25 protein-coding genes are annotated in these 25072 nt (G+C 72.2%); 13 read left to right on the forward strand and 12 right to left on the reverse strand.

What is annotated here, in order from left to right; all coding sequences use genetic code 11:
- Window positions 1-70: 70 nt before the first annotated feature.
- Complete coding sequence (locus tag ACIRYZ_RS21565; protein WP_402946365.1) at window positions 71-1255, reverse strand: RNA-guided endonuclease InsQ/TnpB family protein; 1185 nt, start codon at window positions 1253-1255, stop codon at window positions 71-73.
- Window positions 1256-1409: 154 nt separating this feature from the next.
- On the opposite strand from ACIRYZ_RS21565, the gene ACIRYZ_RS21570 reads away from it, so the two are divergent.
- Entirely contained in the window at window positions 1410-3971 is a 2562-nt protein-coding gene (locus ACIRYZ_RS21570; RefSeq protein ID WP_402946367.1) for an ATP-dependent Clp protease ATP-binding subunit, read from the forward strand.
- Between the two features lie 105 nt (window positions 3972-4076).
- On the opposite strand, the gene ACIRYZ_RS21575 is transcribed toward ACIRYZ_RS21570, so the two are convergent.
- From ACIRYZ_RS21575 to ACIRYZ_RS21585, 3 genes are all read right to left on the reverse strand, one after another.
- Window positions 4077-4961: a metallophosphoesterase family protein gene (locus tag ACIRYZ_RS21575; RefSeq protein ID WP_402946369.1), complete on the reverse strand. Its 885-nt coding sequence runs from the start codon at window positions 4959-4961 to the stop codon at window positions 4077-4079.
- 193 nt (window positions 4962-5154) lie between these two features.
- Window positions 5155-5460 (reverse strand): DUF4190 domain-containing protein, encoded by a 306-nt coding sequence (locus tag ACIRYZ_RS21580; protein ID WP_402946371.1) that lies wholly within the window; start codon window positions 5458-5460, stop codon window positions 5155-5157.
- Window positions 5461-5521: 61 nt separating this feature from the next.
- Window positions 5522-5677, reverse strand: coding sequence for a hypothetical protein (locus tag ACIRYZ_RS21585; RefSeq protein WP_380610684.1), 156 nt, complete (start codon window positions 5675-5677; stop codon window positions 5522-5524).
- A 132-nt stretch (window positions 5678-5809) separates the two neighbouring features.
- Between ACIRYZ_RS21585 and ACIRYZ_RS21590 the strand changes: the two genes are divergently transcribed.
- From ACIRYZ_RS21590 to ACIRYZ_RS21615, 6 genes are all read left to right on the forward strand, one after another.
- A complete protein-coding gene (locus ACIRYZ_RS21590; protein ID WP_402946373.1) occupies window positions 5810-6439 on the forward strand; it encodes a TetR family transcriptional regulator in 630 nt (209 codons plus the stop codon).
- Between the two features lie 143 nt (window positions 6440-6582).
- Window positions 6583-7464, forward strand: coding sequence for a serine protease (locus ACIRYZ_RS21595; protein WP_402946374.1), 882 nt, complete (start codon window positions 6583-6585; stop codon window positions 7462-7464).
- A gap of 285 nt (window positions 7465-7749) precedes the next feature.
- Window positions 7750-9243: a S28 family serine protease gene (locus tag ACIRYZ_RS21600; RefSeq protein ID WP_402946376.1), complete on the forward strand. Its 1494-nt coding sequence runs from the start codon at window positions 7750-7752 to the stop codon at window positions 9241-9243.
- A 175-nt stretch (window positions 9244-9418) separates the two neighbouring features.
- Window positions 9419-10057, forward strand: a complete 639-nt coding sequence (locus ACIRYZ_RS21605) for a TetR/AcrR family transcriptional regulator (protein WP_393032634.1) — start codon at window positions 9419-9421, stop codon at window positions 10055-10057.
- Window positions 10041-11675 carry an acyl-CoA dehydrogenase family protein gene (locus tag ACIRYZ_RS21610; protein WP_402946378.1) on the forward strand — a complete coding sequence of 545 codons (1635 nt, stop codon included), beginning with the start codon at window positions 10041-10043 and terminating at the stop codon, window positions 11673-11675. The genes ACIRYZ_RS21605 and ACIRYZ_RS21610 overlap by 17 nt, the downstream gene beginning before the upstream one ends.
- On the forward strand, window positions 11672-12553 hold the full coding sequence (locus ACIRYZ_RS21615) for an amidohydrolase family protein (RefSeq protein WP_402946380.1): 882 nt from the start codon (window positions 11672-11674) through the stop codon (window positions 12551-12553). The genes ACIRYZ_RS21610 and ACIRYZ_RS21615 overlap by 4 nt, the downstream gene beginning before the upstream one ends.
- Here ACIRYZ_RS21615 and ACIRYZ_RS21620 read toward each other — a convergent pair.
- Window positions 12546-13352, reverse strand: coding sequence for an inositol monophosphatase family protein (locus ACIRYZ_RS21620; RefSeq protein ID WP_402946382.1), 807 nt, complete (start codon window positions 13350-13352; stop codon window positions 12546-12548). The genes ACIRYZ_RS21615 and ACIRYZ_RS21620 overlap by 8 nt on opposite strands.
- Before the next feature lie 115 nt (window positions 13353-13467).
- On the opposite strand from ACIRYZ_RS21620, the gene ACIRYZ_RS21625 reads away from it, so the two are divergent.
- Window positions 13468-14457, forward strand: coding sequence for an Lrp/AsnC family transcriptional regulator (locus ACIRYZ_RS21625; protein ID WP_402946384.1), 990 nt, complete (start codon window positions 13468-13470; stop codon window positions 14455-14457).
- 32 nt (window positions 14458-14489) lie between these two features.
- Here ACIRYZ_RS21625 and ACIRYZ_RS21630 read toward each other — a convergent pair whose 3' ends face one another.
- The 4 genes from ACIRYZ_RS21630 to ACIRYZ_RS21645 all read right to left on the reverse strand — a co-directional run bounded on the left by ACIRYZ_RS21630 (window position 14490) and on the right by ACIRYZ_RS21645 (window position 17440).
- Window positions 14490-15314, reverse strand: coding sequence for a helix-turn-helix domain-containing protein (locus ACIRYZ_RS21630; protein WP_402946386.1), 825 nt, complete (start codon window positions 15312-15314; stop codon window positions 14490-14492).
- Between the two features lie 71 nt (window positions 15315-15385).
- Window positions 15386-15868, reverse strand: coding sequence for a DUF2269 family protein (locus ACIRYZ_RS21635; RefSeq protein ID WP_402946388.1), 483 nt, complete (start codon window positions 15866-15868; stop codon window positions 15386-15388).
- A gap of 120 nt (window positions 15869-15988) precedes the next feature.
- Entirely contained in the window at window positions 15989-16696 is a 708-nt protein-coding gene (locus ACIRYZ_RS21640; protein WP_402946390.1) for a 4'-phosphopantetheinyl transferase family protein, read from the reverse strand.
- A 114-nt stretch (window positions 16697-16810) separates the two neighbouring features.
- Window positions 16811-17440, reverse strand: a complete 630-nt coding sequence (locus ACIRYZ_RS21645; protein WP_402946391.1) for a TetR/AcrR family transcriptional regulator — start codon at window positions 17438-17440, stop codon at window positions 16811-16813.
- Between the two features lie 76 nt (window positions 17441-17516).
- Here ACIRYZ_RS21645 and ACIRYZ_RS21650 point away from each other — a divergent pair, with 76 nt between their 5' ends.
- Entirely contained in the window at window positions 17517-18479 is a 963-nt protein-coding gene (locus ACIRYZ_RS21650; RefSeq protein ID WP_402946393.1) for a hypothetical protein, read from the forward strand.
- 1 nt (window position 18480) lies between these two features.
- Here ACIRYZ_RS21650 and ACIRYZ_RS21655 read toward each other — a convergent pair whose 3' ends face one another.
- The 3 genes from ACIRYZ_RS21655 to ACIRYZ_RS21665 all read right to left on the reverse strand — a co-directional run bounded on the left by ACIRYZ_RS21655 (window position 18481) and on the right by ACIRYZ_RS21665 (window position 20803).
- A complete protein-coding gene (locus tag ACIRYZ_RS21655) occupies window positions 18481-18633 on the reverse strand; it encodes a hypothetical protein (RefSeq protein WP_402946395.1) in 153 nt (50 codons plus the stop codon).
- 24 nt (window positions 18634-18657) lie between these two features.
- The gene (gene kynU / locus ACIRYZ_RS21660; RefSeq protein ID WP_402946397.1) at window positions 18658-19884 is read right to left on the reverse strand and encodes a kynureninase; all 1227 of its coding nucleotides are present in this window, start codon (window positions 19882-19884) and stop codon (window positions 18658-18660) included.
- Window positions 19885-19972: 88 nt separating this feature from the next.
- Complete coding sequence (locus tag ACIRYZ_RS21665; RefSeq protein WP_402946399.1) at window positions 19973-20803, reverse strand: tryptophan 2,3-dioxygenase; 831 nt, start codon at window positions 20801-20803, stop codon at window positions 19973-19975.
- 221 nt (window positions 20804-21024) lie between these two features.
- Between ACIRYZ_RS21665 and ACIRYZ_RS21670 the strand changes: the two genes are divergently transcribed.
- The 4 genes from ACIRYZ_RS21670 (at window position 21025) to ACIRYZ_RS21685 (ending at window position 25065) form a co-directional block, all read left to right on the forward strand.
- Complete coding sequence (locus ACIRYZ_RS21670; protein WP_380610665.1) at window positions 21025-21459, forward strand: Lrp/AsnC family transcriptional regulator; 435 nt, start codon at window positions 21025-21027, stop codon at window positions 21457-21459.
- Between the two features lie 189 nt (window positions 21460-21648).
- Entirely contained in the window at window positions 21649-22209 is a 561-nt protein-coding gene (locus ACIRYZ_RS21675) for a DoxX family protein (protein WP_402946401.1), read from the forward strand.
- Window positions 22210-22332: 123 nt separating this feature from the next.
- On the forward strand, window positions 22333-22956 hold the full coding sequence (locus ACIRYZ_RS21680; RefSeq protein WP_402946403.1) for an FxLYD domain-containing protein: 624 nt from the start codon (window positions 22333-22335) through the stop codon (window positions 22954-22956).
- A gap of 291 nt (window positions 22957-23247) precedes the next feature.
- Window positions 23248-25065, forward strand: coding sequence for a glycosyl hydrolase family 18 protein (locus ACIRYZ_RS21685; protein WP_402946405.1), 1818 nt, complete (start codon window positions 23248-23250; stop codon window positions 25063-25065).
- Window positions 25066-25072: the final 7 nt, after the last annotated feature.

Genomic DNA, 25072 nt, shown 5'->3' on the forward strand with positions numbered 1-25072 from the left:
TGGGCTGGGCTTGAGGTTAACCATGTGCCCGATGAGTCGCCCTACCGGTGGTCACCTCGTCTCAGCAGCGCTAGACGCTGCTGGGGCGGTTGACTGCGCCCCGCTGCCATGCATCAGCCGCACGGTGGCGGATGTTGCGGGAGCCTCCCCCAGCCTTCGGCCGGGAGGTACCCCCATCATCCGCGTGCATGGTGACGCCGCAGGCGCGGCACGCGAATGTGGCCTGGTCCACTCGGTTCTGTCTGTGGGTGTGCCAGCAGGTGGAGCACTGACGGGAGGTGTGGGCCGGGTTGACGTGCACGACGGGGACTCCGGCGCGCTGGGCCTTGTACTCCACGAAGGCTCCGAGCTGGGCGAATGCCCAGGAGTGGAGGCGGTACCGCTGGTCGTGCTTGGCCTTGACCCTCTCGCGGATGCCCGTGAGGTCTTCCAGGGCGATCCCGCGCGAGGTGCGTTCAGCGGTGGTGACGATGGTCTTGGAGATGCGATGGTTGGTGTCGGCGGCGAACCGGGCCTCACGGCGACGCAAGGCCTTCAACCGGCGTTTCGCGTTCTTGGTCTTCTTGGCCTGGAGCTTCGCGGTCACAGTGCGCATCCGCTTGCGGTAGCGCTCCAGACGGCGCCCGGACATGACCGTGCCGTCGGAGGTGGTGGCGATGTTGACGATCCCGAGGTCCACGCCGAGCCAGTCGGCCGGTTCGGAGACCGGAGGTTCGGGGATGTCGTAGGTCGCGAACAGGTACCAGGAGCCGTCACGAACCACCAGATCCGATTCGCCCCGCCGGTGGTCGGCAATCATCTTGAGCGCGTCCACAGAGCAGCGGAACCCGATGCCCTTCAAGCGCCCGGCCGTTGTCCAGATGGACACGGTCCTCGTGTCGGTGTTCCACGTCAGCATCCGGTCATCGAACGGCTGCGCCGCATCCTCGCGGAAGCTGATCGGCTTGGACTCGGCCTTGTTCCGTCGCTTCGACCCCTTCGGGCCGAGATTCCCGGCCTTGAGGTTCGCCCGAAGCGTGGCGTAGGCGTCGCAGACCTTTTTCACCGACCTGACGGCGGCCTGCGCGCCGAGATCGTATTCGTCTTTGACGTGCCGGTACACCAGCGGCTGCAAGCCGTTGCGCCGGATCTCCTTCTTCTCGAAGGCGACGTGGGAGATGTGGTTCGCGGCCCGGTTGCACGCGCGCAGTGTCGCAGCGAGCGCGTCCGCCTGATACGGCGACGGCTCTAGCTTCACCCGGACAACGATCTTCACGCGAAAGAACGTAGTTCGCACAAAATCGAAAAATCAAACCGGGAGGTCAGAGCACATGGAAGAGAACTCCGCCGCTTCGCTGCTCCGATCCAAGGAGCCGATTCCTCCCGGGGCTGAAGCCCCGGGCTTCCTCGACAGAATCAGGTGAACCGCCGTGTCCATTCCCCCGTTCGGATCGAACGACCCGTTCTCCGACCTGCTCAGCCGGTTCTTCGGGATGAGCCCGCTGGCCTCCCCGCCCGCCGTGCAGAGGGTGCCGATCGGGCGGTTGCTCAGCGAGTCCTCGCAGGAGCTGCTGGCGTACGCCGCCCAGCGCGCGGTCGAGGACGGGAGCAGCGACCTGGACACCGCGCACCTGGCTTGGGCGGCCACCCGGGTGGAGCCCTCCCGGCGGATGCTGGAGCGCGCGGGCATCGACCCGGACGAGCTGTCCGCGGACCTGGAGCACGCGCTGCCGTCCGGGACCTCGGAGCCGCCGGCCGGGCAGCCCGCGCTCACCCCCTCGGCCAAGCGCGCGCTGCTGGCCGCGCACGCCCGTTCGCAGGCGGTCGGCGCCTCGTACATCGGCCCGGAGCACATCCTCGGCGCGCTGCTGGAGCAGGAGCGTTCGGGCGCGGGTACGGCGCTGCGCAACGCGGCGTCCTCGCAGGAGGCGCTGAAGTCGGTGCTGGAGGGGCGTGGTACCGGCGGCGAGCGCAGCAGCGCGGGCGCGCACCCGAGCGAGACGCCGACGCTGGACGAGTACGGGCAGGACCTCACCGAGGCCGCGCGCTCGGGCCGGCTGGACCCGGTGGTCGGGCGGGCCGAGGAGATCGAGCAGACCGTCGAGATCCTCTCCCGGCGGACCAAGAACAATCCGGTGCTGATCGGCGAGCCGGGCGTCGGCAAGACCGCGATCGTCGAGGGCCTGGCCCAGCGGATCGTCTCCGGGGACGTGCCGCAGAGCCTCAAGGACAAGCGGGTGGTCACCCTCGACCTGACCGCGCTGGTGGCCGGCTCCAAGTACCGGGGCGAGTTCGAGGAGCGGCTGAAGAAGGTGATCGACGAGGTCACGGCGGCCGAGAAGAGCGTGATCCTGTTCCTGGACGAGCTGCACACCGTGGTCGGCGCGGGCGGTGGCGGCGAGGGTTCGATGGACGCCGGCAACATCCTCAAACCGGCCCTGGCGCGCGGAGAGTTGAGCGTGGTCGGGGCGACCACGCTGGACGAGTACCGCAAGCACGTGGAGAAGGACGCGGCGCTGGAGCGCCGCTTCCAGCCGGTGCTGGTGCCGGAGCCGAGCGTCGAGGAGACGATCGAGATCCTTCAGGGACTGCGCGACGCGTACGAGGCGCACCACCAGGTGCGGTTCAGCGACGAGGCGCTGGACGCGGCGGCGACGCTCTCCGACCGGTACGTCAGCGACCGCTTCCTGCCCGACAAGGCGATCGACCTGCTCGACCAGGCCGGCGCGCGGGTGCGGCTGCGCAGCCTCAGCGGCTCCACCGAGGCCACCTCGGTGCAGGACCGGATCACCAAGCTGAAGCGGGAGTTGGACGAGGCCGTCGCGGACGAGGAGTTCGTGCGGGCCGCCAACCTGAAGACCGAGCTGCGGCAGACCGAGGACGAGCTGGCGGCGATCGCCGAGTCCCGCGAGGAGGTCGTCGACGTGACGGCCGACGACATCGCCCAGGTGCTGTCCTCCCGGACCGGCATCCCGGTCGCCGACCTGAACGAGACCGAGAAGGAGCGGCTGCTCAAGCTGGAGGGGCACCTGCACGAGAAGGTGATCGGCCAGGACGACGCGGTCACCGCCGTCGCCCAGGCGGTGCGCCGCGGCCGGGCCGGGATGGGCGATCCGGAGCGGCCGACCGGTTCCTTCCTGTTCCTCGGGCCGACCGGCGTCGGCAAGACCGAGCTGGCCAAGGCGCTGGCGGCGCTGCTGTTCGGCGATCCGGACCGGATGATCCGCTTCGACATGAGCGAGTTCCAGGAGAAGCACACCGTCTCCCGGCTGGTCGGCTCCCCGCCCGGGTACGTCGGCTACGAGGAGGCAGGGCAGCTGACCGAGGCGGTGCGCCGCAAGCCGTACAGCGTGCTGCTCTTCGACGAGGTGGAGAAGGCGCACCCGGACGTCTTCAACCTGCTGCTCCAGGTGTTGGACGACGGACGGCTCACCGACTCCCAGGGGCGTACGGTCGACTTCCGCAACACCGTGGTGATCATGACCAGCAACATCGGTTCGCAGCGGATCCTGGATCGTGCGGGGAGCCTCGATGCCCGGAGCGGAGCTCCTGATCAGGCACTGAGGGACGACCTGATGCGGGACCTGCGCCAGCAGTTCCGTCCGGAGTTCCTGAACCGGATCGACGAGGTGATCGTCTTCCACGCGCTCACCCGGAAGGACCTGGTGTCCGTGGTCGATCTGCTGCTGGAGCGGACCCGGCGCCGGCTCCGGGCGCAGGGCGTGCAGCTGGAGGTCACCGAGGCGGCGAAGGAGTTCCTGGTCAACCGGGGCTACCAGCCGGAGTTCGGGGCGCGGCCGCTGCGTCGGACGATCCAGTCGGAGCTGGACAACCGGATCTCCAACCTGCTGCTGGAGGGCACCGCGCGGGAGGGGGACACGCTGATCGCGGACGTGAGCGACGGGGAGCTGACGGTGTCGCTGGCGCGGCCGGAGGCGTCGGCGACCTTCGAGGAGGCGGAGGCGAAGGCGCGGGCTGCCTCGGCGGAGTAGCGCACCGGGTTCGGGCGCACTCCAGCGGGAGTACGCCCGAACGCCACTGGTGGAGGACGCGCGGGGCGGGGGCGCGGGGCCGTGCGGCGAGGAGGTCCCCGAGGATCAGCCCGCCGCGGCCCGCGGGAACACCTCGCGCAGGAGCGGGTCCGGCAGCCCGCGCTTGCGCCACTCGCGCGGGTAGCCGAGCGAGACCTCCTCGAAGGGGACGCCGTCGTAGTTGGTCTTGCGCGGGATGTGCAGATGGCCGTAGATCATCGCGGCGGTGTTGAAGCGGCGGTGCCAGTCGGCGGTCAGCTCGGTGCCGCACCACTGGGCGAACTCGGGGTACCAGAGCACCTCGGTGGGGTGGCGGACGGTCGGGTAGTGGTTGACGAGGACGAGCGGGACCTCCGGGTCGCAGGCCGCGAGCCGCTGCTCGGTCAGCCGGACGCGCTCGCGGCACCAGGAGTCCAGGTCCGGGAACGGGTCCGGGTGGAGCATCCGCTCGTCGGCGCAGACGATGCCGCTCTCGTAGGCGGCCGCCAGGGACTCCTCCTTGGTGGTCGTGCCGGGCGCACGGAAGGAGTAGTCGTACAGGAGGAAGAGCGGGGCGATGCGGACGGGGCCGCCGGCGCCCTGCCAGAGCGGGTACGGGTCCTCGGGGGTGATGACGCCGAGGCCGCGGCACAGTTCCACCAGGTGCTCGTAGCGGGCCACGCCGCGGAGCTGGACCGGGTCCTCGGGGTGGGTCCACAGCTCGTGGTTGCCGGGCGCCCACACCACGCGGGCGAAGCGTTCGGCGAGCAGGCCGAGCGCCCACTCGATGCTGGTGGTCAGCTCGCCGACGTCCCCGGCGACGAGCAGCCAGTCGTCGGGGTGGGCGGGCCGGAGCTTCTCCACCAGGTCGCGGTTCTCCTGGTAGGAGATGTGAAGATCGCTCACCGCGAGCAGCCGCCCGCCCGCCCTGGTGGGCGTCGGCTCTGCGCCGCTGTGGATCTCGGTAGTCACTCCTGCCCCCTGTGCTCACCCGGTCAATGGGGCCACCCTACGTGGCGGTCCGGGGTCGTGGGCGGGGTTGACGGGATCAGCTGTTCGAGGGGTGGGACGAGGAGTTGAGGTCCGCTCAGGGACGGACCTCAAGCGGCACTCCTCCGGGGTGGGCCCCAGGGCTGGACTCCAGGGCTGGACTCCAGGGCTGGACTCAGGAGCTGATGTCGATGAGCACACCGTGGGAGGTGGCGGTGGTGACGGCGAGAATGACCAGGGAGGCGATGCCGAGGGCCAGGCCGAGGAAGGCGCGGCCGCGACGGCTGGTGCCACGGACCAGGGCCAGAGTGGCGAGGGTGATGGCGATCGGGCCCAGGACGATGTTGAAGAGCAGCAGGCCGGGAAGTCCGAGGAGGAAGGAGGCGATGGCCAGGTTGTCGGCCTCCGCGGTGCCCTGACGGTCGGTGGCGGCTCGGTCTGCGGCGCGCTTGGTGATGGCGCTTTCGGTGACGGTGCTCATGGCGGTGGCGGGTCCTCTCGGCGGAGTGGACGGGTCGGCTGGAGTGGCCGGAGCGGCCCGGTCAGCGGTGCCGCAGGCGGGCGATGCCCTCGCGGGCGCCGAAGCCGAGCAGCCAGGCGGTGATCGCGGCGGCGGCGGTGAGGAAGACCGGGAGGGGCAGGTGGGCGGCGGTGCCGATCAGGACGCCCATGGCGACCAGGGCGGAGAACAGGATCACGGCTGACTCCTTCAGCTGCGGGTGCGGCTGCGCCGGTTTCGGCTGTGTTTCGGTTGACAAGTGTTCACTGACTTCGGGCACCACTGTACGCCCGGCTGGCCAAGTTCGGCAAACGACTGTTTACTGAATGGCGTGAGTCACACCGTAGGGGTCAGACAGGCCCAGAAGCAGCAGAGTCGGCGGGCCTTGCTGGATGCCGGGCTGCACCTGCTGGCCGATCAGAACCTGGCGAGCCTGGGCGTCCGCGAGGTCACCCGCGAGGCCGGACTGTCGCCCGCCGCCTTCTATCGACACTTCCCGGATCTCGCCGCGCTCGGCGTCGCGCTGGTCGAGGAGTCGCTGGCCAGCCTGCACGTCATGATCCGTTCGGCGCTCGCCGAGGCCGGCGGTGCCGAGGAACTGATCGACCGGGCGGTGGACGTGATCCGGCAGCACGTCCGCGAACACCGGTCGCACGTACGCTTCCTGGCGCGCGAGCGGCACGGCGGGGTCCGGCAGGTGCGTGAGGCGATCGACGCCGAACTCGGCCGCTTCGCCGCCGAGGTGGGCTCCGCCCTGGCGCTCCAGCCGGTCTCGCGGGGCTGGGGCGAGCAGGACCTGCGGATGCTCGCCGAGTTGTACGTGGACCACATGGTGTCGACGGCCTCCGCCTTCCTGGAGGCCCAGGAGGCGGACCCTGCCCGCGAGCGGCGGATCGCCGCCACGGCCCGGCTGCAGCTGCGCCTGATCAGCCTCGGTCGGCGCCACTGGCAGGGAAGTTGAGTGTGCTGAGCCCCTAGCGGGTTTCGACTGAGGGCGGGGGCGCGCCCTCGTGACCTGTGGTGTTCTCTTGGGCTGGTTTTGACTCTTGACAGTAAGTCATGTCCGCGACAGCTTTGGGGGACCCCCACACCGAGAGGTCTCTCATGAAGAAGCCGCTCATAGGCATGCTCGCCACGCTCCTGGTCGCCGGCGCGACCGCCCTCGTCGGCGCCCTCCCGGCCCAGGCCGCCACCCCGGCGGCCGCCGGCGCGATCTCCGACGCGGCCCACGCGACCAAGGCCGCCCCGCAGGCCGCCGTCACCTTCGCCGGGACGGTCGCGCTCAGCAACTGCTCCGGCTCGCTGGTGCGGATGCCCGGCTCGGCCGCGACCGACCCGGCCCTCGTACTCTCCAACGGCCACTGCCTGGAGTCCGGCATGCCCGGCCCCGGCGAAGTGGTGCTCGACCAGCCCTCCAGCCGGACCTTCACCCTCCTCAGCGCCACTGGTGGCCGCCTCGCCACCCTGCGCGCGACCAAGGTGGTCTACGGCGCCATGACCGACACCGATGTGTCGATCTACCAGCTGAACACCAGCTACGCCTCGATCAAGTCCAAGTACGGGATCTCCCCGCTGACCGTCGCCGACACCCACCCCACCCAGGGCGCCGACATTCGAGTTGTCTCCGGCTACTGGAAGAAGATCTACTCCTGCTCGATCGATGGCTTCGCCTACCAGCTGAACGAGGCCGACTGGACCTTCAAGGACTCGGTCCGCTACACCTCCGGCTGCGACGTGATCGGCGGCACCTCCGGCTCGCCGGTGGTCGACGCCTCGACCGGTCTGCTGGTCGCCGTGAACAACACGATCAACGAGAACGGTGAGTCCTGCACCCTCGACAACCCGTGCGAGGTCGACGAGAACGGCGCGGTGACGGTGCACCAGGGCATCGGCTACGCCCAGGAGACCTACGGCATCCCCGCCTGCTTCGCCCCCGGCAACCGGCTCGACCTCACCCTGCCGGGCTGCACCCTGCCCCGCCCGTAAGCCAGGACCGCCCGCAGGCCTGACCCGCCCGAAGGCGTTGCCCGCCCTCAAGCCCCGCCCGTGAGTCCTGACCCGCCGCCCGCGCGCACCCCATCAGCGGGCGACCCGCCCCGAGCAGCCGACGGAACCGAGGCAACGCCACTGACCAGCACCTTCCTCCGATGGGCCACTCGCGACCAGGCGGGTGGTCCATTCGGCCGTCCACGAGGCGGCCGCCGCACCACCCGCACCGCAGAGTTGTTCCGACGAGGTATCCGTCATGTCCGTTGACCAGATGGAGAGTTGATGACCACCAAGCTGAGAAGACTGCTGGTTTCCGTGCTGCTGATACCGGTGTTCGCGATCGGCGGCCTGGCCACCCCGGCCTTCGCCGCCGCCGGTCAGGGCGCCGAGGCGGCGGGCGCCGCCCACGGCCGCAGCCCGGCCGACGACCCGACCGCCGACATCAAGGACCGCCTGGCGGCGATCCCCGGGGTGACCATCACCGAGGAGAAGTCGACCACCACCGGCCACCGCTACTTCCTGGCCACCTACACCCAGCCGATCGACCACTTCCGCCCCTGGCTGGGCACCTTCCAGCAGCGCTTCAGCGTGCTGCACCGCGGCTACGACCGCCCGACCGTCTTCTACACCAACGGCTACACGCTGGGCACCAGCCCGTCCCGCACCGAGCCGACCCGGCTGGTGGACGGCAACCAGGTCTCCATCGAGTACCGCTACTTCACCCCCTCCCGCCCCGAGCCGGCCGACTGGTCCAAGGCCGGCATCCGCCAGCAGGCCGCCGACTCGCACAAGCTGGTGACCGCGCTGAAGCGGATCTACCAGCAGGAGTGGCTCTCCACCGGCGCCAGCAAGGGCGGCATGTCCTCCACCTACTACCGACGGTTCTACCCGGACGACGTGGCGGGCACGATCGCCTACGTCGCGCCGAACAACACCGACGTCAACGACTACTCGGCCTACACCGAGTTCTTCCGCACCGTCGGCACCCCCGAGTGCCGCGCCAAGCTGAACGCCGCCCAGCGCGAGCTGCTGGTGCGTCGCGACCGCCTGGAGTCCCGCTATGTCGCGGACAACAAGGCGGCCGGCTCCACCTTCAACACCCTCGGCACTCCGGACCGCGCCTACGAGGCCGGCGTGCTGGACGTGGTCTGGGCGTTCTGGCAGTACAGCCTGGAGTCGGACTGCGCCAAGGTCCCGGTGGCCGCCACCGCGACCGACGACGAGCTGTACGCGTGGTTCGACGCGCAGTCGGGCATCACCGGCAACAGCGACCAGTCGCTGGCGAAGTACACCGCGTACTACTACCAGGCCGCCACCGAGCTGGGCGCGCCGTTCTTCGACGTCTCGTACCTGCAGGACCGGCTGCACTACGACTACAAGGAGCTCTACTCGGCCCGCTCCTACGTGCCGAAGGAGATCCCGACCGTCTTCAACCCGTACGCGATGCCCGACGTCGACCGCTGGGTCAAGCGCGAGGGCGAGCGGATCATGTTCGTCTACGGCGGCAACGACCCGTGGGGCGCCAAGCCGTTCCACCTCGGTCGGGGCAGCGACGACAGCTACGTGTACACCGTGCCCGGCGGCAACCACGGTTCCAACATCGGCAAGCTGCCGGCCGAGCAGTCGGCGGAGGCCACCGCCAAGGTGCTGGAGTGGGCCGGCCTGGGTGACCAGGACACCGCCCGCTCGCTCGCCAGGTCGCCGCAGCTGGTCCCGTCCTTCGGCCCGCTCGACATCGAGGGCCAGCGACTGGAGCAGGAGCGCCGCCCGCTCTGACACCCCTTGGAAGGCCGACGAGGCCGACAAGGCTGACAGGACCGGTAAGACCAGGAGGCCGCCCCACCCCGGGGCGGCCTCCCGCCGTATGCCGGCCACCACTCGCCGGCCGCGCGGCCCCGCCACCCCCGCCGACCCCCTCCCCGAAGCAGTGAATCAGTGCTTCAATGCTTCCATGGCCTACCGACGCACCCCCGCCGTGCAAGCCCGCCTGGACGCCCAGCGCGAGGCGGTACTGCAGGCCGCGGTCGGCCTGCTCGCCGAGCGCGGCTACGGCGGCTGCACCATGGCCGCCGTGGCGGAGCGCGCCGGGGTCGCCACCGGCAGCCTCTACCAGCACTTCGCCAACAAGGCCGAGCTGTCGGTGCAGCTGTTCCGCCGGGTGGTCACCCGGGAGATCGAGGCGGTCAACGCCGCCGTGGCCCGCCGGGACACCCCGCAGCGGCGGATCGCCGCCGTGGTCGAGACCTTCGCCGCCCGTGCGCTGCGCGCGCCCCGGCTGGCGTACGCGCTGCTGGTCGAGCCGGCCGACGCGGTGGTGGACGGCGAGCGCCTGGTCTTCCGGCGGGCGTTCCGGGACGTGATCGCCACCGAGATCGCCGCCGCCGTGGCGAACGGCGAACTCCCCGAGCAGGACCCGGTGCTGACCGCCGCAGCCCTGGTCGGCGCGGTCGGCGAGGCACTGGCCGGCCCGCTCGCCGCCGCGCCGGTCGAAAGCGTCGGGCCCGAACACAGCGACAACACCACGGTGGTCCCCGCCCTGGTCTCCTTCACCCTGCGTGCCCTGGGAGGACGCGATGACAGCGACGCATGAGGTCACCAACCAGGTGCCCCTGCCGTACGGACACGACACCGCCGCCGACCCGACCCTGCTCGCCGCCCTGGACCGGGCCGGCGCCGGCTGGGCCGAGCCCGAGCTGCGCGAACTCGGCCGCCTGGCCGGCTCCGAGCAGGCCGCCGACTGGGGTCGACTGGCCAACGAGAACCCGCCCGTGCTGCGCACCCACGACCGCTTCGGCCACCGGATCGACGAGGTCGAGTTCCACCCGTACTGGCACGAGCTGATGCGCACCGCCGTCTCGTACGGTCTGCACGCCGCGCCCTGGCGGGACGAGCGGCCCGGCGCCCACTCCGCGCGCGCCGCCAAGTTCTACGTCTGGGGCCAGGTCGAGGCCGGCCACACCTGCCCGATCTCGATGACCTACGCCGCCGTTCCGGCCCTGCGCCACAACCCCTCCCTGGCCGCCGAGTTGGAGCCGCTGCTGGCCGCCACCGAGTACGACTACGGGCTGCGCGAGCCGCGCACCAAGCGCGGGCTGATCGCCGGCATGTCGATGACCGAGAAGCAGGGCGGCTCGGACGTCCGCACCAACACCACCACCGCCGCCCCGCACGCCGACGGCACCTACCGGCTCACCGGCCACAAGTGGTTCACCTCGGCGCCGATGTCCGACCTCTTCCTGACCCTCGCCCAGGCACCCGGCGGGCTCAGCTGCTTCATGCTGCCGCGGGTCCTCCCGGACGGCAGCCGCAACCGGCTGCACCTGATGCGGCTCAAGGACAAGCTCGGCAACAAGTCCAACGCCTCCGCCGAGTTGGAGTACGACGGCGCGGTCGGCCGGCTGGTCGGCGAGGAGGGCCGGGGCGTGCAGACCATCATCGAGATGGTCAACATGACCCGCCTGGACTGCACGATCGGCGCCGCCTCCGGCATGCGCTACGGCACCACCCGGGCGGTCCACCACGCCCTGCACCGCCGGGCGTTCGGCAAGGCGCTGGTCGACCAGCCGCTGATGCGCAACGTGCTGGCCGACCTGGTGGTGGAGTCCGAGGCCGCCACCGTGGTCGCGATGCGGCTCGCCCAGTCCACCGACCTCGCCCTGGCCGGGGACGAAACCGAGGCGCTGGTGCGGCGGTTGGGCCTGGCGGTGGTCAAGTACTGGGTGTGCAAGCGCGGTCCGGCGCACTCCGCCGAGGCGCTGGAGTGTCTGGGCGGCAACGGCTACGTGGAGGAGTCCGGGATGCCCCGGCTCTACCGCGAGGCGCCGCTGGTGTCGATCTGGGAGGGCTCCGGCAACGTCGCCGCCCTGGACGCGCTGCGCGCCATGGCCAAGCGCCCGGAGACGGTCGACGCCTTCCTCGGCGAACTCGACGCTGCCGCCGGCGCGGACCGCCGGCTGGACGCGGCGGTCGCCGAACTGCGCAAGCAGCTCAGCGACCTGACCGACCTGGAGTACCGCATCCGGCGGCTGGTCGAGTCGATGGCGCTGGCCTTCCAGGGCTCGCTGCTGGTCCGGTACGGCGACCCGGCGGTGGCCGACGCCTTCTGCGCCACCCGCCTGGGCGGCGACCACGGGGCCGCCTTCGGCACCCTGCCGCCCGGCGTGGACACCGCCGCGATCATCGACCGCGCCCGCCCGGTGCCCGCGTGAGCGCCCGAGAAGCCGAAGAGGTACGGGAGTTCTGGCAGTCCCTGGGGCTGCCCGGACTGATCGACGTGCACACCCACTTCATGCCGAAGAACGTCCTCGACAAGGTGTGGGCGTACTTCGACGCGGCCGGCCCGCTGGTGAACCGGCCCTGGCCGATCACCTACCGCGAGGCCGAGGAACAACGCGTCCGGCGGCTGCGGGAGTTCGGCGTCCGGGCGTTCACCTCGATGCTCTACCCGCACAAGCCCGGCATGGCCGCCTGGCTGAACGCCTGGGCCGCCGACTTCGCCACCCGCACCCCGGAGTGCCTGCACACCGCGACCTTCTTCCCCGAACCGGGGGCGGCCGGGTACGTGGCACGGGCCGTCGAGGACGGCGCCCGGGTGTTCAAGGCGCACCTCCAGGTCGGCGGCTACGACCCGACGGACGCGCGGCTGGACGAGGTCTGGGGGCTGCTCGCCGAGACCGGCACCCCGGTGGTCACCCACTGCGGATCCGGGCCGGTGCCGGGCAAGTTCACCGGGCCCGGCCCGATCGGCGAGGTGCTGGAGCGGCACCCCGGACTGGTCCTGGTGGTCGCCCACCTCGGCATGTCCGAGTACCGCGACTTCCTCGACCTGGCCGTGCGCCACCCGGCCGTCCGGCTGGACACCACCATGGCGTTCACCGACTTCGCCGAGGTCGACGCCCCGTTCCCGCGCGACGAACTGCCGCGGCTGCGCGGGCTCCAGGAGCGCGTCCTGCTCGGCAGCGACTTCCCCAACATCCCGTACCGGTACGTCCACCAGCTGGAGGCGCTGGCCGGGCTGGGCCTGGGGGAGGAGTGGCTGCGGGCGGTCTGCCACGACAACGCGGCCGCCCTGTTCGGGCTCAGCTGACCGCCCGCAGCACGCCCAGCGCGTCCGCGTGCAGCCCGGGCGCGGCGGCGAGGAAGCTGTCGGAGCCGGCCGTCCAGGCCGCCCCGGCGGCGTCCGTCACCGCCGCGCCCGCCTCGCTCGCGATCAGCGCGCCGGGCAGCAGGTTGCCCGCGTCCGCGCCGTACTCCCAGAACAGCGCCAGGTGCCCGGAGCCGACCTGGGCCACCTGCAGCGCGGTCGGGCCGAGGTTGCGCACCGCGAGCACCGCGCCCGCCATCGCGGACAGCGACTCGCCCGCCCGGCGCAGCGCCACCGGGTCGTCGGCCACCCGGGGCGGCTGGCTGGTGGCGGCGACGGTGACCGCCAACTCGCGCTCCAGCGGCGCGATCGGCCGCCCGTCCAGCTGCGCCCCGCCGCCCAGCACCGCCCGGTAGGTCCGGCCCGCGCCGAACAGCTCCGGGGAGTGCACCACGGTCAGCACCGCCGCGCCGTCCCGCACCAGCGTCGCCGTCACCGCCCAGTGGGGCTGCCCCAGCAGGTACTGCACCGCACCGTCGGTCGCGTCGCACACCCACCACTCGCCCTCGCCGGGCACCGAGCCGTCCAACTCCTCCGGCACCCAGCCGGCCCGCGGGTACAGCGCGCTCAGCCGCTCGCGCAGTTCGGCGGTGGCCGGGCCGTCCAGCTCCGCGAAGCGCGCCGCAGCCTCCGCCGCGGTCCGCGCCGGCGTCGGCTCGACCGGCCGACCGGCCGCCAGCCTCCCGCCGACCTCCCGCACCGCGGCCTCCGCACCCTCCGCAAGCGTCCACAGCTCGTCCATCGCGGCGACTCCTCCGTTCCCGGGCCGGTTCGCTCCGGCCGCCCAGGACAAGGAGTACCGTCAGGACTGCCGAACAGGACGCTCAAGCGGCTCGGAACGACGGAGATCGGACACCATGGACCTCACCACGACCGATCCGGACACCGGGCTGGACACCCTCGACCGCCGCCTGGTCTGCGCGCTCCAGCTGGACGGACGGGCCGAGCCCGGCCGGATCGCCGAGGTGCTGGGCGTCTCCGCCCGGACGGTCACCCGGCGCCTGAGCCGGATGCGGCAGGCCGGGGTGCTGCGGGTGGTCCGGATGCCCGACGTCGAGGACGCCGCCGTGGGCGCGCTGCTGCTGCGGGTCCGGGTGCTGCGCGGCCGGGTGGACGCGATCGCCGAGGCGCTGGCCGCCCGCCCCGACGTGCCCTTCGTCGACGTGATGCTCGGCGGCCACGAGGTCGGCGCCGTCATGCTGAGCGACGCGGGCTCCCGCGACCGCCTGCTGTACGGGCAACTGCCCGCGACCGGCGCCGTCACCGAGACCACCACCCACGCCGTGCTGCACGCCTTCGCCGACGCCGGGCAGTGGCAGGCCGGTTACCTGACCGAGCGGGAGGCCGCCGCACTCGCCCGGCCCGTCCCCCCGCGCCCCGCCGCGCCCCCGCCCTTGGACGGGCTCGACCGCGCGCTGCTGGACCGGCTGGGCGAGGACGCCCGGCAGTCCCACGCCGTGCTGGCCGGGCTGGTCGGCGCGCCCGAGTCGACCGTCCGGCGCCGGCTGCACCGGCTGGCCGAGGCCGGGCTGCTGCGCACCCACGCCACCGTGGACCCGCGGCTGCTCGGCATGGCCGTGGACGCCAACCTCTGGCTGGACGTGCCGCCCGGCCGGCTCGCCGAGGTCGGCACCGAGCTGGCCCGCCACCCGCAGGTGCACGGCGTCTTCGCCACCAGCGGCCCGGCCAACCTGCTGGCCACGCTGTTCTGCCCGGACCACGGCGGCCTCTACCGCTTCCTCACCGACACCCTCGGCCCGCTCGGGGTCACCCGCGCGGAGACCACGATCACCGCCCGCGCGGTGAAGCGGGCGGGCGTGCTGCTGCGCCGGCCGGGCAGGGCATGAGCTCAACGGCCATTACCCGCGAGGTACAGCCGCTAGCGCTCCGGACCCACCGCGGACTGCAGGAAGCGGACCGTCTCCGCGTCGGCCGGCAGGAAGGTCTCCATGGTCAGCTCGGAGACGGTGACGTCCAGCGGGGTGTTGAAGGTCGCGATGGTGGACAGGAAGGAGAGCACCTGCCCGTCGTGCCGGATCCGCAGCGGGAGCGCGAACGGGAAGCCGTTCTCCGGCACCTGCCCGGCCGGGTCGTCGAGCGGCTCGGGGTAGCCGCTGACCTCCTCGTACAGCTGCCGCAGCGGCTCGGCGCGGACCACTTCCAGCTGCTGTTCCATCCGTTCCAGCAGGTGCCCCCGCCACTGCCGGTGGTTGACGATGCGCGGTGCCAGCCCGTCCGGGTGCAGGGTGACCCGGATCGCGTTGAACGGCGGTCGGAGCAGCTGCGGGGCGACGCCGTCCAGCAGCAGGGCGAGCGAGCGGTTGGCGGCCAGCACCCGGAAGGTCCCGTCCAGCACCAGCGCCGGGTACGGGTCGTGGGCGGCGAGCAGCCGCTCGATGCCGCCGCGCAGCGCGGCCATCGACGGGTCGTCGAGCGGCGTCTCGGGGTAGTGCGGGGTGTAACCGGCCGCCAGCAGCAGGGTGTTGCGCTCGCGCACCGGGACGTCCAGCTGCGCGGCCAGCCGCAGCACCAGTTCGCGGCTCGGGTGGGAGCGGCCGTTCTCGACGAAGCTGAGGTGCCGGGCCGAGGAGTCCGCCCGCAGTGCCAGTTGCAGTTGGCTGAGCTGTCGTCGCTCGCGCCAGCCGCGCAGCAGCGGGCCGACGCCCGTCCCCGTCGGGCTGCCCATGCCCGCCATGATCGTCATGGCCAAGGACGGTACTCGAACCGACCCGGTCGGTGGGAGGGGGCCGGGCGGATCGGGCTCCGCGGGGCCGCTCAGGCTCCGGTGGTCGACCCCGGTCGGACGATCATCAGCACCACGACCACGGCCCACAGCAGGTTGAACACCCCGGCCGTCATGGGCAGCATCCGCAGGCCGCCGACGGCCTTGGTGTGCTGCTCGTCCTTCGGGTCGAGGCCGAGCGCGTCCACGGCGGCCTGCTGGCCGGGCAGCACGAAGAGCAGCAGCGAGAGCCCGGCGATCGCGGTGAGCACCATCGAGGCGATCAGCCAGGACTGCCCGAGCACGTCCATCACCTGCGCCAGGCCGATGCCCAGCACCGGCACCGCGACGCCGAGCAGGGCGTAGACCTGGGTGATCCGGTGCAGGACGCCCAGCACGCCCGCGTCCGAGGCCTGGTCCGGCCCGCCGGCCAGGGCGGCCTTCGCCCGGCGGGGGAACATGCTGACGGCCACCGCGACCGGGCCTATGAACAGGACCGACGCGAGGACGTGCAGGCTCAGCAGGAACTTGGCCATGGCGGGGCACCCTTTGATCCGGTGGGTAGCTGGGTCGGCGGGCGCACGCCGTCGGCGTGCCCACGACCAGGCACGCTAACACCGCTTATTCACCGGCCCCGCGCTCGGGTGCCCCTGGTCCTACCCGGCCGCGGCCAGTTCCACGATGCGCGGCGAGGCGGTGCTGACCGCCGCGACGGCGGCGCCGTGCTCGGGGTCGGTCCAGTCGAGCAGGTACAGGTCCTCGTGCCGGCTGTGCAGCGGGGCGCCGGGCGGGACGTCCAGTGGCAGGGCGGAGAGGTCGATCCGTCCGAGGGTGTCCAGGGTGGCCCGCCCGATCTTGATCAGCGACTCCTTGCGCACCCACTGCCGCAGGAAGGCCCGGTTCGGCTCCGGTGCCGCCTCGACCAGGGCCAGCTCGGCCGGGGCGAGTACCCGGCGGGCGACCGCGCGCAGCGAGCCGCTCCGGGCGGCCAGCTCGACATCCACGCCGACCGGCTGGTAGCCGGCTCCGGCCGCCACCACGCCGCTGGTGTGGGACAGGCTCACGTGCACCCCGGGGTGGTCCGGCAGGTACGGCTTGCCGTGGTCGGCGAGGCCGCAGTCCGGGCACTCCTGGGCGAGCACCACCTCGACGGCCGGGACGCCGAGCAGCCGGGCGGCGCAGAGCCGGACGAGGACGTGCCCGGCGGTGTAGTCGGTCCGCCCGGACTCGTGCCGGAAGCGCTCGGCGCGCGCCCGCTCGATGTCGGTGAGCAGGTGTTCGCCCGCCTCGGGGTGGCGCAGTACGGCGTCGGCGGACGCGACGGCGACGAGCGGCGCGCTCTGGTCCTGGGCCTCGGTGGTCATGCCGTCCAACCTAGCCGGGGCGGCGGCCCGGCGGTTGCTCGGGCCGGGCGGGGCGGGCCTTGGGACTCCCGGACGGACGACGCCGACGGCGAAGGCCTCAACTCCCCCTCGGGGTCAGCGTCTCGGCGGGTAGTCCGCGAGCCCCGAGCCGAGCAGGCCGAAGGCCCGTTCCACCGCCGCCTCGACCCGGCCGCGCACTGCGTCGGTCGGCTCGCCGGCGACCATCGCCCGCCGGATCTCCGCGAGCACCGCACGGTGGGCGCCGGCCACGGCACCGGCCACCACCCGGGGGAGCGGGTCCTCCGCCCCGGCCTCCGACTCCTCGGCGAGGACGGCCGCCAGCGCCGCCTCGGCGCGCTCGCCGAGCTCCAGCAGTCGGGCCCGCAGCGCCGGGCTGTCGTCGATGATCCGCCAGAACGCCGCCATCCGCGGGTTGAGGCCGATGGTCGGCTCACCGTCGGCGACGGCTGTCAGCAGGTCGGCCCGTACGGCGTCCACGGCGGAGCTGCCGGCGGGCCGTCCCCGGACGACCTCGGCCAGGTGGGCGACCACCTCGTCCTGCCGGTCGAAGAACAGGTCCTCCTTGGTCGGGAAGTAGTTGAACACCGTGTTGGGCGAGACCCCGGCAGCGCGGGCCACCTCGACCACCGTGACCCGCTCGAAGCCGCGCTCGGCGAACAGGCCCATGGCGGTGTCGGCCAGGAGCTCCCGGGTCTGCTGCTTCTTGTGTTCGCGAAGTCCCATGGCGGAATCCTACGGGCGAACCATGGTGTCGCAGCAAATTTGCAGTGACACCAAAAATATCCGCTACGGTGTCGGCATGACCTTCACCTTCGGCATCTATCCCGGCGGGCTGCTCGGCGACGACACCGGCCTGATCGAACCCGTCCGCCCCGACGACCCCGCGCGGATCGCCGCAGCCCTGCGCGAACTCCAGGGTGACGCACCCGAGTTGATCGTCCGCGCCTATCGGCTGTTCCCGGACGGCGCGCACACCCCTGAGCGCCCCGAGCAGTACGCCGTCGAGGGCCGCAAGCTCGACCTCGTGCTCCAGTTCCGGGAGCGCAGTGGGGAGTTGGCGGGCTGGCTGGACTTCGTCCGGCGCACGGTCCGGGCCGAGGGCGGCCGCCTGGCCTGCGTACAGATCTGCGAGGAGCCCAACCTCGACCTCCCGCCCGTGGACGGCAGCATCCCGAACGTCCGCCGGGCGCTGGTCGAGGGCGTCATCGCGGCCAAGGAGGAGGCGCTGACCTGCGGCTACGACCGGCTGGCGGTCGGCTTCAACGCGGTGCCGTCCTTCGGCGCCGCCGCCGACACCTTCTGGGACGAGCTCGGCGAGCTCGCCGACGAGCGCTTCCACCGCGCCCTGGACTACGTCGGCGTGGACTTCTTCCCGGACGCCTTCTGGCCGGTCCCGGCCGACCAACTCGCCGGCGCCGTACGGGCGGTGCTCACCGGATTCCGTGACGACGCGCTGCCCCGGGCCGGGATCGGGCCGACCGTCCCGCTGCGGATCTGCGAGAACGGCTGGCCCACCGGCCCCGGGCGGAGCGAGGAGCGGCAGGCCGAGGTGGTCGAGGAGGTGGTCCGGACGGTCGCCGGGCTGGCCGCCGAACTCACCGTCACCGGTTACACGTTCTTCGCCCTGCGCGACGCCGACAGCGCGGGCCCGGGACTGTTCCACCACTTCGGCCTGCTGCGCGACGACTACACCCGCAAGCCGGCCTTCGACGTCTACCGCGAGCTCGTCGCGGAGTTGACGGCCGGTCCGGACGCGCCGTAGCTCAGTGGGCCTCGAAGAACCGGTCCACCGTGCGCCGCTCGGCGGCGATCGTGTGCACCGGTTCGCCGACCACCCGGCCGGCCAGGGTGACGGCCAGCCCGCCGACATCCTGTCGCAGCCGGGTGGCCGCCGCGGCCCGGTCGGCGGCGGGCAACGAAGGCGGACCGAACCCCTCCGGTTACGTCACCTCGCCCCGGCGGGAGAAGCGCTCCTCCCGCCACTCGCCGCTCGCCAGCACCTCGGCCAGCTGCCGGGCCGCGTCCCAGACCTCGGTGTACGAGAGGTAGAGCGGCGTGAAGCCGAAGCGCATCAGGTCCGGCGCCCGGAAGTCCCCGATCACCCCGCGCGCGATCAGCGCCTGCACCACCGGGTACCCGTCGGCGTGCCGCAGCGCGACCTGGCTGCCGCGCCGGGCGTGCTCGCGCGGGGTCGCCACCTCGACCCCGTCCAGGCCCTCGACCAGTGAGACGAACAGGTCGGTCAGCGCCAGGCTCTTCGCCCGCACGGCCGCCAGGTCGGCCCGCTCCCAGACGTCCAGCGAGGCGCCCAGTGCGGCCTGGCCGAGCAGTGAGGGCGAGCTGGTCAGGAACCGGCCGATGCCCGGCTTGGGGTCGTACCCGGGCTCGAAGGCGAACGGGCGGGCGTGCCCGAACCAGCCGCTCAGCGGCTGCACCGGACCGGCCGCCAGGTGCCGCTCGGCGACGTACAGGAAGGCCGGCGAGCCGGGGCCGCCGTTCAGGTACTTGTAGGTGCAGCCGACCGCGAAGTCCGCGTTCGCGGCCGCGAGTTCGACCGGCAGCGCGCCCACCGAGTGGCACACGTCCCAGATCATCAGGGCGCCCGCGGCCTGCACCCGGGCGGTGATCCCGGGCATGTCCAGCAGCTCGCCGGTGCGGTAGTCCACGTGCGAGAGGACCACCGCGGCAACGTCCCCGTCCAGGTGCCCGTCCAGCTCCTCCGGGCGGATCAGCAGGCTGCGCCCTCCCTCGACCAGGCCGGTCACGCCCTCGGCGATGTACAGGTCGGTCGGGAAGGCCTCGGCGTCACCGAGCACCGTGCGCCGCCCGGGGCGCAGCGTGAGCGCCGCCGAGAGCACCTTGAACAGGTTCACCGAGGTGGTGTCGCAGACGACCACCTCCGCCGGATCGACGCCGATCAGCGGCGCGATCCGCCGCCCCAGCCGGTACGGCTGCTCGAACCAGCCGGCGTCGTTCCAGCTGCGGATCAGCTCCCGGCCCCACTCCTCCTCGACCACCTGCCGCACCCGTTCCGGGGTGCGCACCGGCAGCGCGCCCAGCGAGTTGCCGTCCAGGTAGATCACCCCGTCCGGCAGGGAGAACTCCTTGCGGAACGCCGCCAGCGGGTCGACGACGTCCAGCGCCGCGCACTCCTCGCGCGTGATCATGCCCATTCCTCGGTCCCCTCGTTCGCAACCAGTCCCGTCACCGCTCCGCGGCCCGTCACCGCTCCGCCGCCTGTCGCGGTTCGTCCCGTCACAGCTCGTCCCGGATCGTCCACAGCTCGGGGAAGACGTCCTGCTCGGCCGACTTGCGCAGCCAGGTCAGCCCGCTGGAGCCGCCCGAGCCGGGCTTGCCGCCCATGGTCCGCTTGACCGCGGTCAGGTGGCGCTGGCGCCAGCGGGTGACCCGCTCGGCCACGTCCAGCAGCGCCTCGCCGAGCGGCTGCAGGGCGGCGAACTCCGGGTCGGTGTAGACCCGGCGCCAGGCCGCCGCGACCTCCTCGGAGGGCTGGTAGCGCTGCTCGGAGGTCTCCGGGCGCACCGCGAGACCGCGCCGGGCCAGCAGGGCCAGCGCCTCGTCGTACAGGCCGGGGGAGCGCAGCGCCTCGGCCAGCTCGGCCCGCGTCCCGGGCATCTCCGCGTACATGTTCAGCAGCGCGGCGTTCTTGTTGCCGAGCAGGAACTCCAGGTGCAGGAAGGCCGAGGACTGGAAGCCGGAGGCCTCTCCGAACAGCGCGCGGAAGGAGTTGAACTCCTGCGGGGTCATGGTGGCCAGCAGCTCCCAGGACTCCACCAGCACGTCCTGCACGTGGGTGCCGCGGCGCAGCGCGGCCAGCGCGGCGGTCAGGTCGTCCTCGCGCAGCGCTTGCCGGGCCTGCGTCCACTCGTGCCGCAGCAGGTCGAAGAGCAGCTCCATCACCTGGGTGGTGACGATGAACGACAGCTCGGCGGGCTCCTTGCTGCGCGGGTGCTGCAGGCTGTGCAGCTCCTCCAGGCGCACGTACTGCGCGTACGGGGTGCCCCGACCCGGCTCGCCGCCCCGACCGAACGACAGGTTGGGTGTCTCCACCGTGTCGTGCCCCATCCCGATCCCTCCTGATCCGTCCGGGCCTGGTCGCCCGGGGCCGGCGGGAGCGGACGGACGTCCTGGTTCCGCCGGGGAGCCCATTGTGCGGCGCCATGGCCCCCCGCTTGAATGGCCGACGAGCACCGCAACCGCGCTTCGGGCTGTCGTTCGCGAGGCGTTCGGGCGATCTGCTTTATGAATGAAAAACCGCTGATCACAACTGCTTTTCGGGAGTTGCCATGGACGCCGTCGACCGCCGCCTGCTGGCCGAGCTACAGGCCGACGCCAGGCTCTCGTACAACGAACTCTCCCGTCGGGTGAGCCTGTCCGCACCCGCGGTGGCCGAACGGGTCCGCCGCCTGGAGGCCGACGGGGTGATCAGCGGCTACCACGCCCATGTCGACCTCACCCGGGCCGGGCTGCCGATCACCGCGCTGGTCCAGATCCAGTGCTACGGCCCGCGCTGCGTGCTGCGCGACCCCGAGGTGGAGACCTGGCCGGAGGTGCTCCAGCTGCACCGGGTCACCGGCGGGGCCTGCTGCGTGCTGCTGGTCGCGGTGTCCACGATGGCCGAGTTCGAGGCGCTGTGCGACCGGCTCGGCGGCTACGGCCAGCCGTCCAGCTCGATGATCCTCTCCAGCCCGGTGCCCTGGCGGCCGGTGGAGCTGCGGTAGGCGCGTGAGCGTCGAGGAGCAGGGGGTCCGTGGGGCGGGGTCCGTGGGGTCGGGGCCCGAATCTCCGCGCGGGGTGGTTCATTCCTCGCCGCCTGAGATTCGCCCGGATGGCGGTCCCGACTCGAACGGGTGCGCGCTCTCGGGTGCCATGGAGGTACGACCACTCCTTGGCGGAAACGAGGATGCGACATGTGCCTGAACCGTAAGGACCTGGGCCTGCTGGCCCTGCGCGGCGCGGTCGGCGGGGTGCTGATCGCGCACGGCACCCAGAAGCTGTTCGGTTGGTTCGGTGGTGGCGGCCTGGAGGGCACCACCAAGGCCATGGACCAGATGGGTTTCCACCCGGCCCGGGAGAGCGCCGTCGCGGCGGGCCTCGGCGAGGCGGGCGGCGGGGCGCTGGTGGTGGCCGGGCTGGCCACCCCGGCGGCCGGCGCGGTGGTGGCCGGGACGATGGCCACCGCAGTGGCGGTGCACGCCCCGGCGGGGTTCTTCGCGATGTCCGGCGGCTACGAGTACCCGGCCCTCCTCGGCGCGACCGGGCTGGCGATCGGCCTGGCCGGGCCAGGGCGGTACTCGCTGGACCACCTGACCGGGCACGTCTTCGACCGGCCGTGGACGGGCGTGCTGGCCTTCCTGGTGAGCGCGGCCGGCGCGTACGGCGTGGTCGTCCGGCGGCGCCACGCGGTGCGGCTGCGCGAGGAGCGGGCGGCGGTGGAGGCGGACGAGCAGGAGGGCTCCGGGCTGTCGTAGCCGTCGGCCCGACGACCTCGTCACCCGGAGGAAGCACCCCTGCTGGCGGTGGCTCCCGGGCCCTCGGAGGGTGGGCGGGGAGGTGTGCCGGGCAGCCCGGCGCCGGGCAGAAACGAGGACCGAATGGACCGCCAGCCGCTCACCCGAGCCATCCCGCCGCGCGTCACCGCGCAGCCTCCGGAGCGACTGGGCGATCACCGCCGTCGGCTGGTGGCGGGGACGTTGGCCGCGGTCGCGCTCGGTGCGGTGGTGTTGGCGGGCTGCTCCTCCGGCAAGAGCGCGAACAGCAAGGCCTCCGAGGCGGCGAGTGCGGTGCAGAAGGCGGCGAGCGCCGCCGCCTCCGCCGCCTCGGAGCTGGCCTCGGCGGCGAGTGGGGTGGTGGGCGGGCTGGGCGGGGCGATCGCCTCGGCGCAGGCCGAGGCCTCGGCGGCGATCTCGGCCGCCTCCTCGGCGGTCGCCGGGATCAAGGGCGGGCTGGACGCCAAGGCGGACGTGGCCGTCGAGGCGGTGACCATCGGATCGGACGGCAAGGCGCAGGCGAAGCTGACCGTCACCAACCACGGCCAGCAGTCCTACCGGTACGTGATCCAGCTGAACTTCACCGACGGGAGCGGCAAGCTGCTGGACGCGACCGCGGTGACCGTCCAGGACGTGGCGGCCGGCCAGAGCGCCCAGGCCACCGCGCGCAGCAACCTGGACCTCCCGGGCACGGTCAGGGCCGAGGTGGGGAACGCCGTCCGCTACTGAAAGCCCTGTTCGGCGCGAGGGTCGAACCTTAAGCACGGCTCAAGGGCCAACGGCACCCCTTGACGGAGGAGTTGGTCTAGTCCATTTTTGTTGCCCAGGTGCAGGGAGCCCCTGAACCGGCGTCACCGGCCTCGTGCCGGGGGCGCCGGTTCGGCACATCCCGGTGTCCGTCACGGCCTGATCCCGCTCGATCCCCAAGCCATACCTGTCATGTCCCGGTCGTCCGACCCCACCCGGACGTGCGACCCCACCGGGACGACGGCATCCCCCACAACCAGGAGTCACGCACCCATGCTGCGCTCACGCATTGAAAGGGCCGGGGCCCCGGCTCCGGACGGAGCCCGCCGGCGCCGCCCGAAGAGCCTGGCCGCCGTCGCGGCCGGCACCGCCGCCTCCCTGCTGCTCGGCGCGGGCCTCGCGCTGTCCGGCGGCGCCGCGGCCAACGCCGCGACCACCAACTCCACCGGCGCACCCGCCACCAGCGGCGGCATCAAGGTCGCCTACTTCGACCAGTGGTCGGTCTACGCGAACGCGTACTACCCGAAGACGATCCAGGACACCGGCGTGGCCGGGAAGCTGGACTACCTGATCTACGACTTCGCCAACATCAACCCGACCGACCTGCGGTGTTTCGAGGCCACCAAGGCCGCCGACACGAACGACAACAACCCCAACGCGGGTGACGGCGCGGGCGACGCGTTCGCCGACTACCAGAAGAGCTTCGGCGCGGACATCTCGGTCGACGGCGTCGGCGACGTCTGGAACCAGCCGATCGCGGGCAACTTCAACCAGCTGAAGAAGCTGAAGGCGAAGAACCCCAACCTCAAGGTCCTGCTCTCGATCGGTGGTTGGACCTACTCCAAGTACTTCTCGCAGGCGGCCGCGACCGACGCCTCGCGCAAGCACCTGGTGTCGTCCTGCATCGACATGTTCATCAAGGGCAACCTCCCGGCCGACGCCGGCTACGGCGGCCCAGGCTCGGGCGCCGGCATCTTCGACGGCATCGACATCGACTGGGAGTACCCGGGCGGCGGCGGCCACACCGGCAACATCTCCAGCCCGGCCGACAAGCAGAACTTCACCCTGCTGCTGCAGGAGTTCCGCAACCAGCTGGACGCCCAGGGCAAGGCCGACAACAAGACCTACGCCCTGTCGGCGGCGGTCGGCGCCGGCCAGGACAAGATCATGAACGTCGAGACCGACAAGATCGGTCAGTACCTGACCTTCCTCGACGTCATGACCTACGACATGCACGGCGGTTGGGACCCGCAGGGCCCGACCAACCACCAGGCCCCGCTGTACTCCGGCCCGAACGACCCGTCGACCCCGGCCGAGCCGGGCAACGGCAAGTACTCGATCGACAACGCCATCAAGGCGTGGACGGTCGGCGACGCGCAGTACGGCATCCCCGGCGGCTTCCCGGCCAACAAGATCAACATGGGTGTGCCGTTCTACTACCGCGGCTGGACCGGCGTCCAGAACAACGGCAAGAACGGCCTCTTCCAGCCCGCCACCGGCCCGGCGGCCGGGGCCGCGATGTCCGGCAACGTCCCCGGCATCCAGATGTACAAGGAGCTGGGCGGCTTCGTCGACAACCCGTCCAGGACCTTCTGGGACGACGCCGCCAAGGCCACCTACTTCTACGACGGCACCACCTTCTGGAGCGGTGAGGACGCCCGGTCCATCCAGGCCAAGCTGGACTACGCGCACTGCAACGGCCTGGGCGGCTCCTTCGCCTTCTCGCTCTACGACCTGGGTACCAACACCACGCTGTTCGACACGATGGTGAACGCCACCAACGGCTCCGCCACCGGCTGCCCGGCCCCGCCGACCGGCACGCCGTCGCCCACCCAGACCCCGACCGGCACTCCGACCGGCACGCCCACGGGCACCCCGACCGGCACGCCCACCGGGACCCCGACCGGCACCCCGACCACGCCGGCCACCTGCCCGGCCGCCCCGAGCTGGGACCCCAACACCACCTACGCGGCCGGCGGCACCAAGGTCTCGTGGAAGGGCCACTACTACACCAACAAGTGGTGGACCAAGGGCGAGGACCCGACCCTGAGCGGCCAGTGGGGCGTCTGGGCCGACAACGGTCCCTGCTGATCGGCTG

The sequence above is a fragment of the Kitasatospora sp. NPDC101155 genome (assembly GCF_044768305.1).
In the GTDB taxonomy this organism is placed as follows: domain Bacteria; phylum Actinomycetota; class Actinomycetes; order Streptomycetales; family Streptomycetaceae; genus Kitasatospora.

Excerpts from the sequence above, each read along its gene's own strand:
- ACIRYZ_RS21580 (WP_402946371.1), bottom strand. The coding sequence starts at position 5,460 with ATGAGCACCGTCACCGAAAGCGCCATCACCAAGCGCGCCGCAGACCGA.
- ACIRYZ_RS21595 (WP_402946374.1), top strand. The coding sequence starts at position 6,583 with ATGAAGAAGCCGCTCATAGGCATGCTCGCCACGCTCCTGGTCGCCGGC.
- ACIRYZ_RS21600 (WP_402946376.1), top strand. The coding sequence starts at position 7,750 with ATGACCACCAAGCTGAGAAGACTGCTGGTTTCCGTGCTGCTGATACCG.
- ACIRYZ_RS21605 (WP_393032634.1), top strand. The coding sequence starts at position 9,419 with ATGGCCTACCGACGCACCCCCGCCGTGCAAGCCCGCCTGGACGCCCAG.
- ACIRYZ_RS21610 (WP_402946378.1), top strand. The coding sequence starts at position 10,041 with ATGACAGCGACGCATGAGGTCACCAACCAGGTGCCCCTGCCGTACGGA.
- ACIRYZ_RS21620 (WP_402946382.1), bottom strand. The coding sequence starts at position 13,352 with ATGGACGAGCTGTGGACGCTTGCGGAGGGTGCGGAGGCCGCGGTGCGG.
- ACIRYZ_RS21625 (WP_402946384.1), top strand. The coding sequence starts at position 13,468 with ATGGACCTCACCACGACCGATCCGGACACCGGGCTGGACACCCTCGAC.
- ACIRYZ_RS21630 (WP_402946386.1), bottom strand. The coding sequence starts at position 15,314 with ATGACGATCATGGCGGGCATGGGCAGCCCGACGGGGACGGGCGTCGGC.
- ACIRYZ_RS21635 (WP_402946388.1), bottom strand. The coding sequence starts at position 15,868 with ATGGCCAAGTTCCTGCTGAGCCTGCACGTCCTCGCGTCGGTCCTGTTC.
- ACIRYZ_RS21640 (WP_402946390.1), bottom strand. The coding sequence starts at position 16,696 with ATGACCACCGAGGCCCAGGACCAGAGCGCGCCGCTCGTCGCCGTCGCG.
- ACIRYZ_RS21645 (WP_402946391.1), bottom strand. The coding sequence starts at position 17,440 with ATGGGACTTCGCGAACACAAGAAGCAGCAGACCCGGGAGCTCCTGGCC.
- ACIRYZ_RS21650 (WP_402946393.1), top strand. The coding sequence starts at position 17,517 with ATGACCTTCACCTTCGGCATCTATCCCGGCGGGCTGCTCGGCGACGAC.
- kynU (WP_402946397.1), bottom strand. The coding sequence starts at position 19,884 with ATGATCACGCGCGAGGAGTGCGCGGCGCTGGACGTCGTCGACCCGCTG.
- ACIRYZ_RS21665 (WP_402946399.1), bottom strand. The coding sequence starts at position 20,803 with ATGGGGCACGACACGGTGGAGACACCCAACCTGTCGTTCGGTCGGGGC.
- ACIRYZ_RS21670 (WP_380610665.1), top strand. The coding sequence starts at position 21,025 with ATGGACGCCGTCGACCGCCGCCTGCTGGCCGAGCTACAGGCCGACGCC.
- ACIRYZ_RS21675 (WP_402946401.1), top strand. The coding sequence starts at position 21,649 with ATGTGCCTGAACCGTAAGGACCTGGGCCTGCTGGCCCTGCGCGGCGCG.
- ACIRYZ_RS21680 (WP_402946403.1), top strand. The coding sequence starts at position 22,333 with ATGGACCGCCAGCCGCTCACCCGAGCCATCCCGCCGCGCGTCACCGCG.
- ACIRYZ_RS21685 (WP_402946405.1), top strand. The coding sequence starts at position 23,248 with ATGCTGCGCTCACGCATTGAAAGGGCCGGGGCCCCGGCTCCGGACGGA.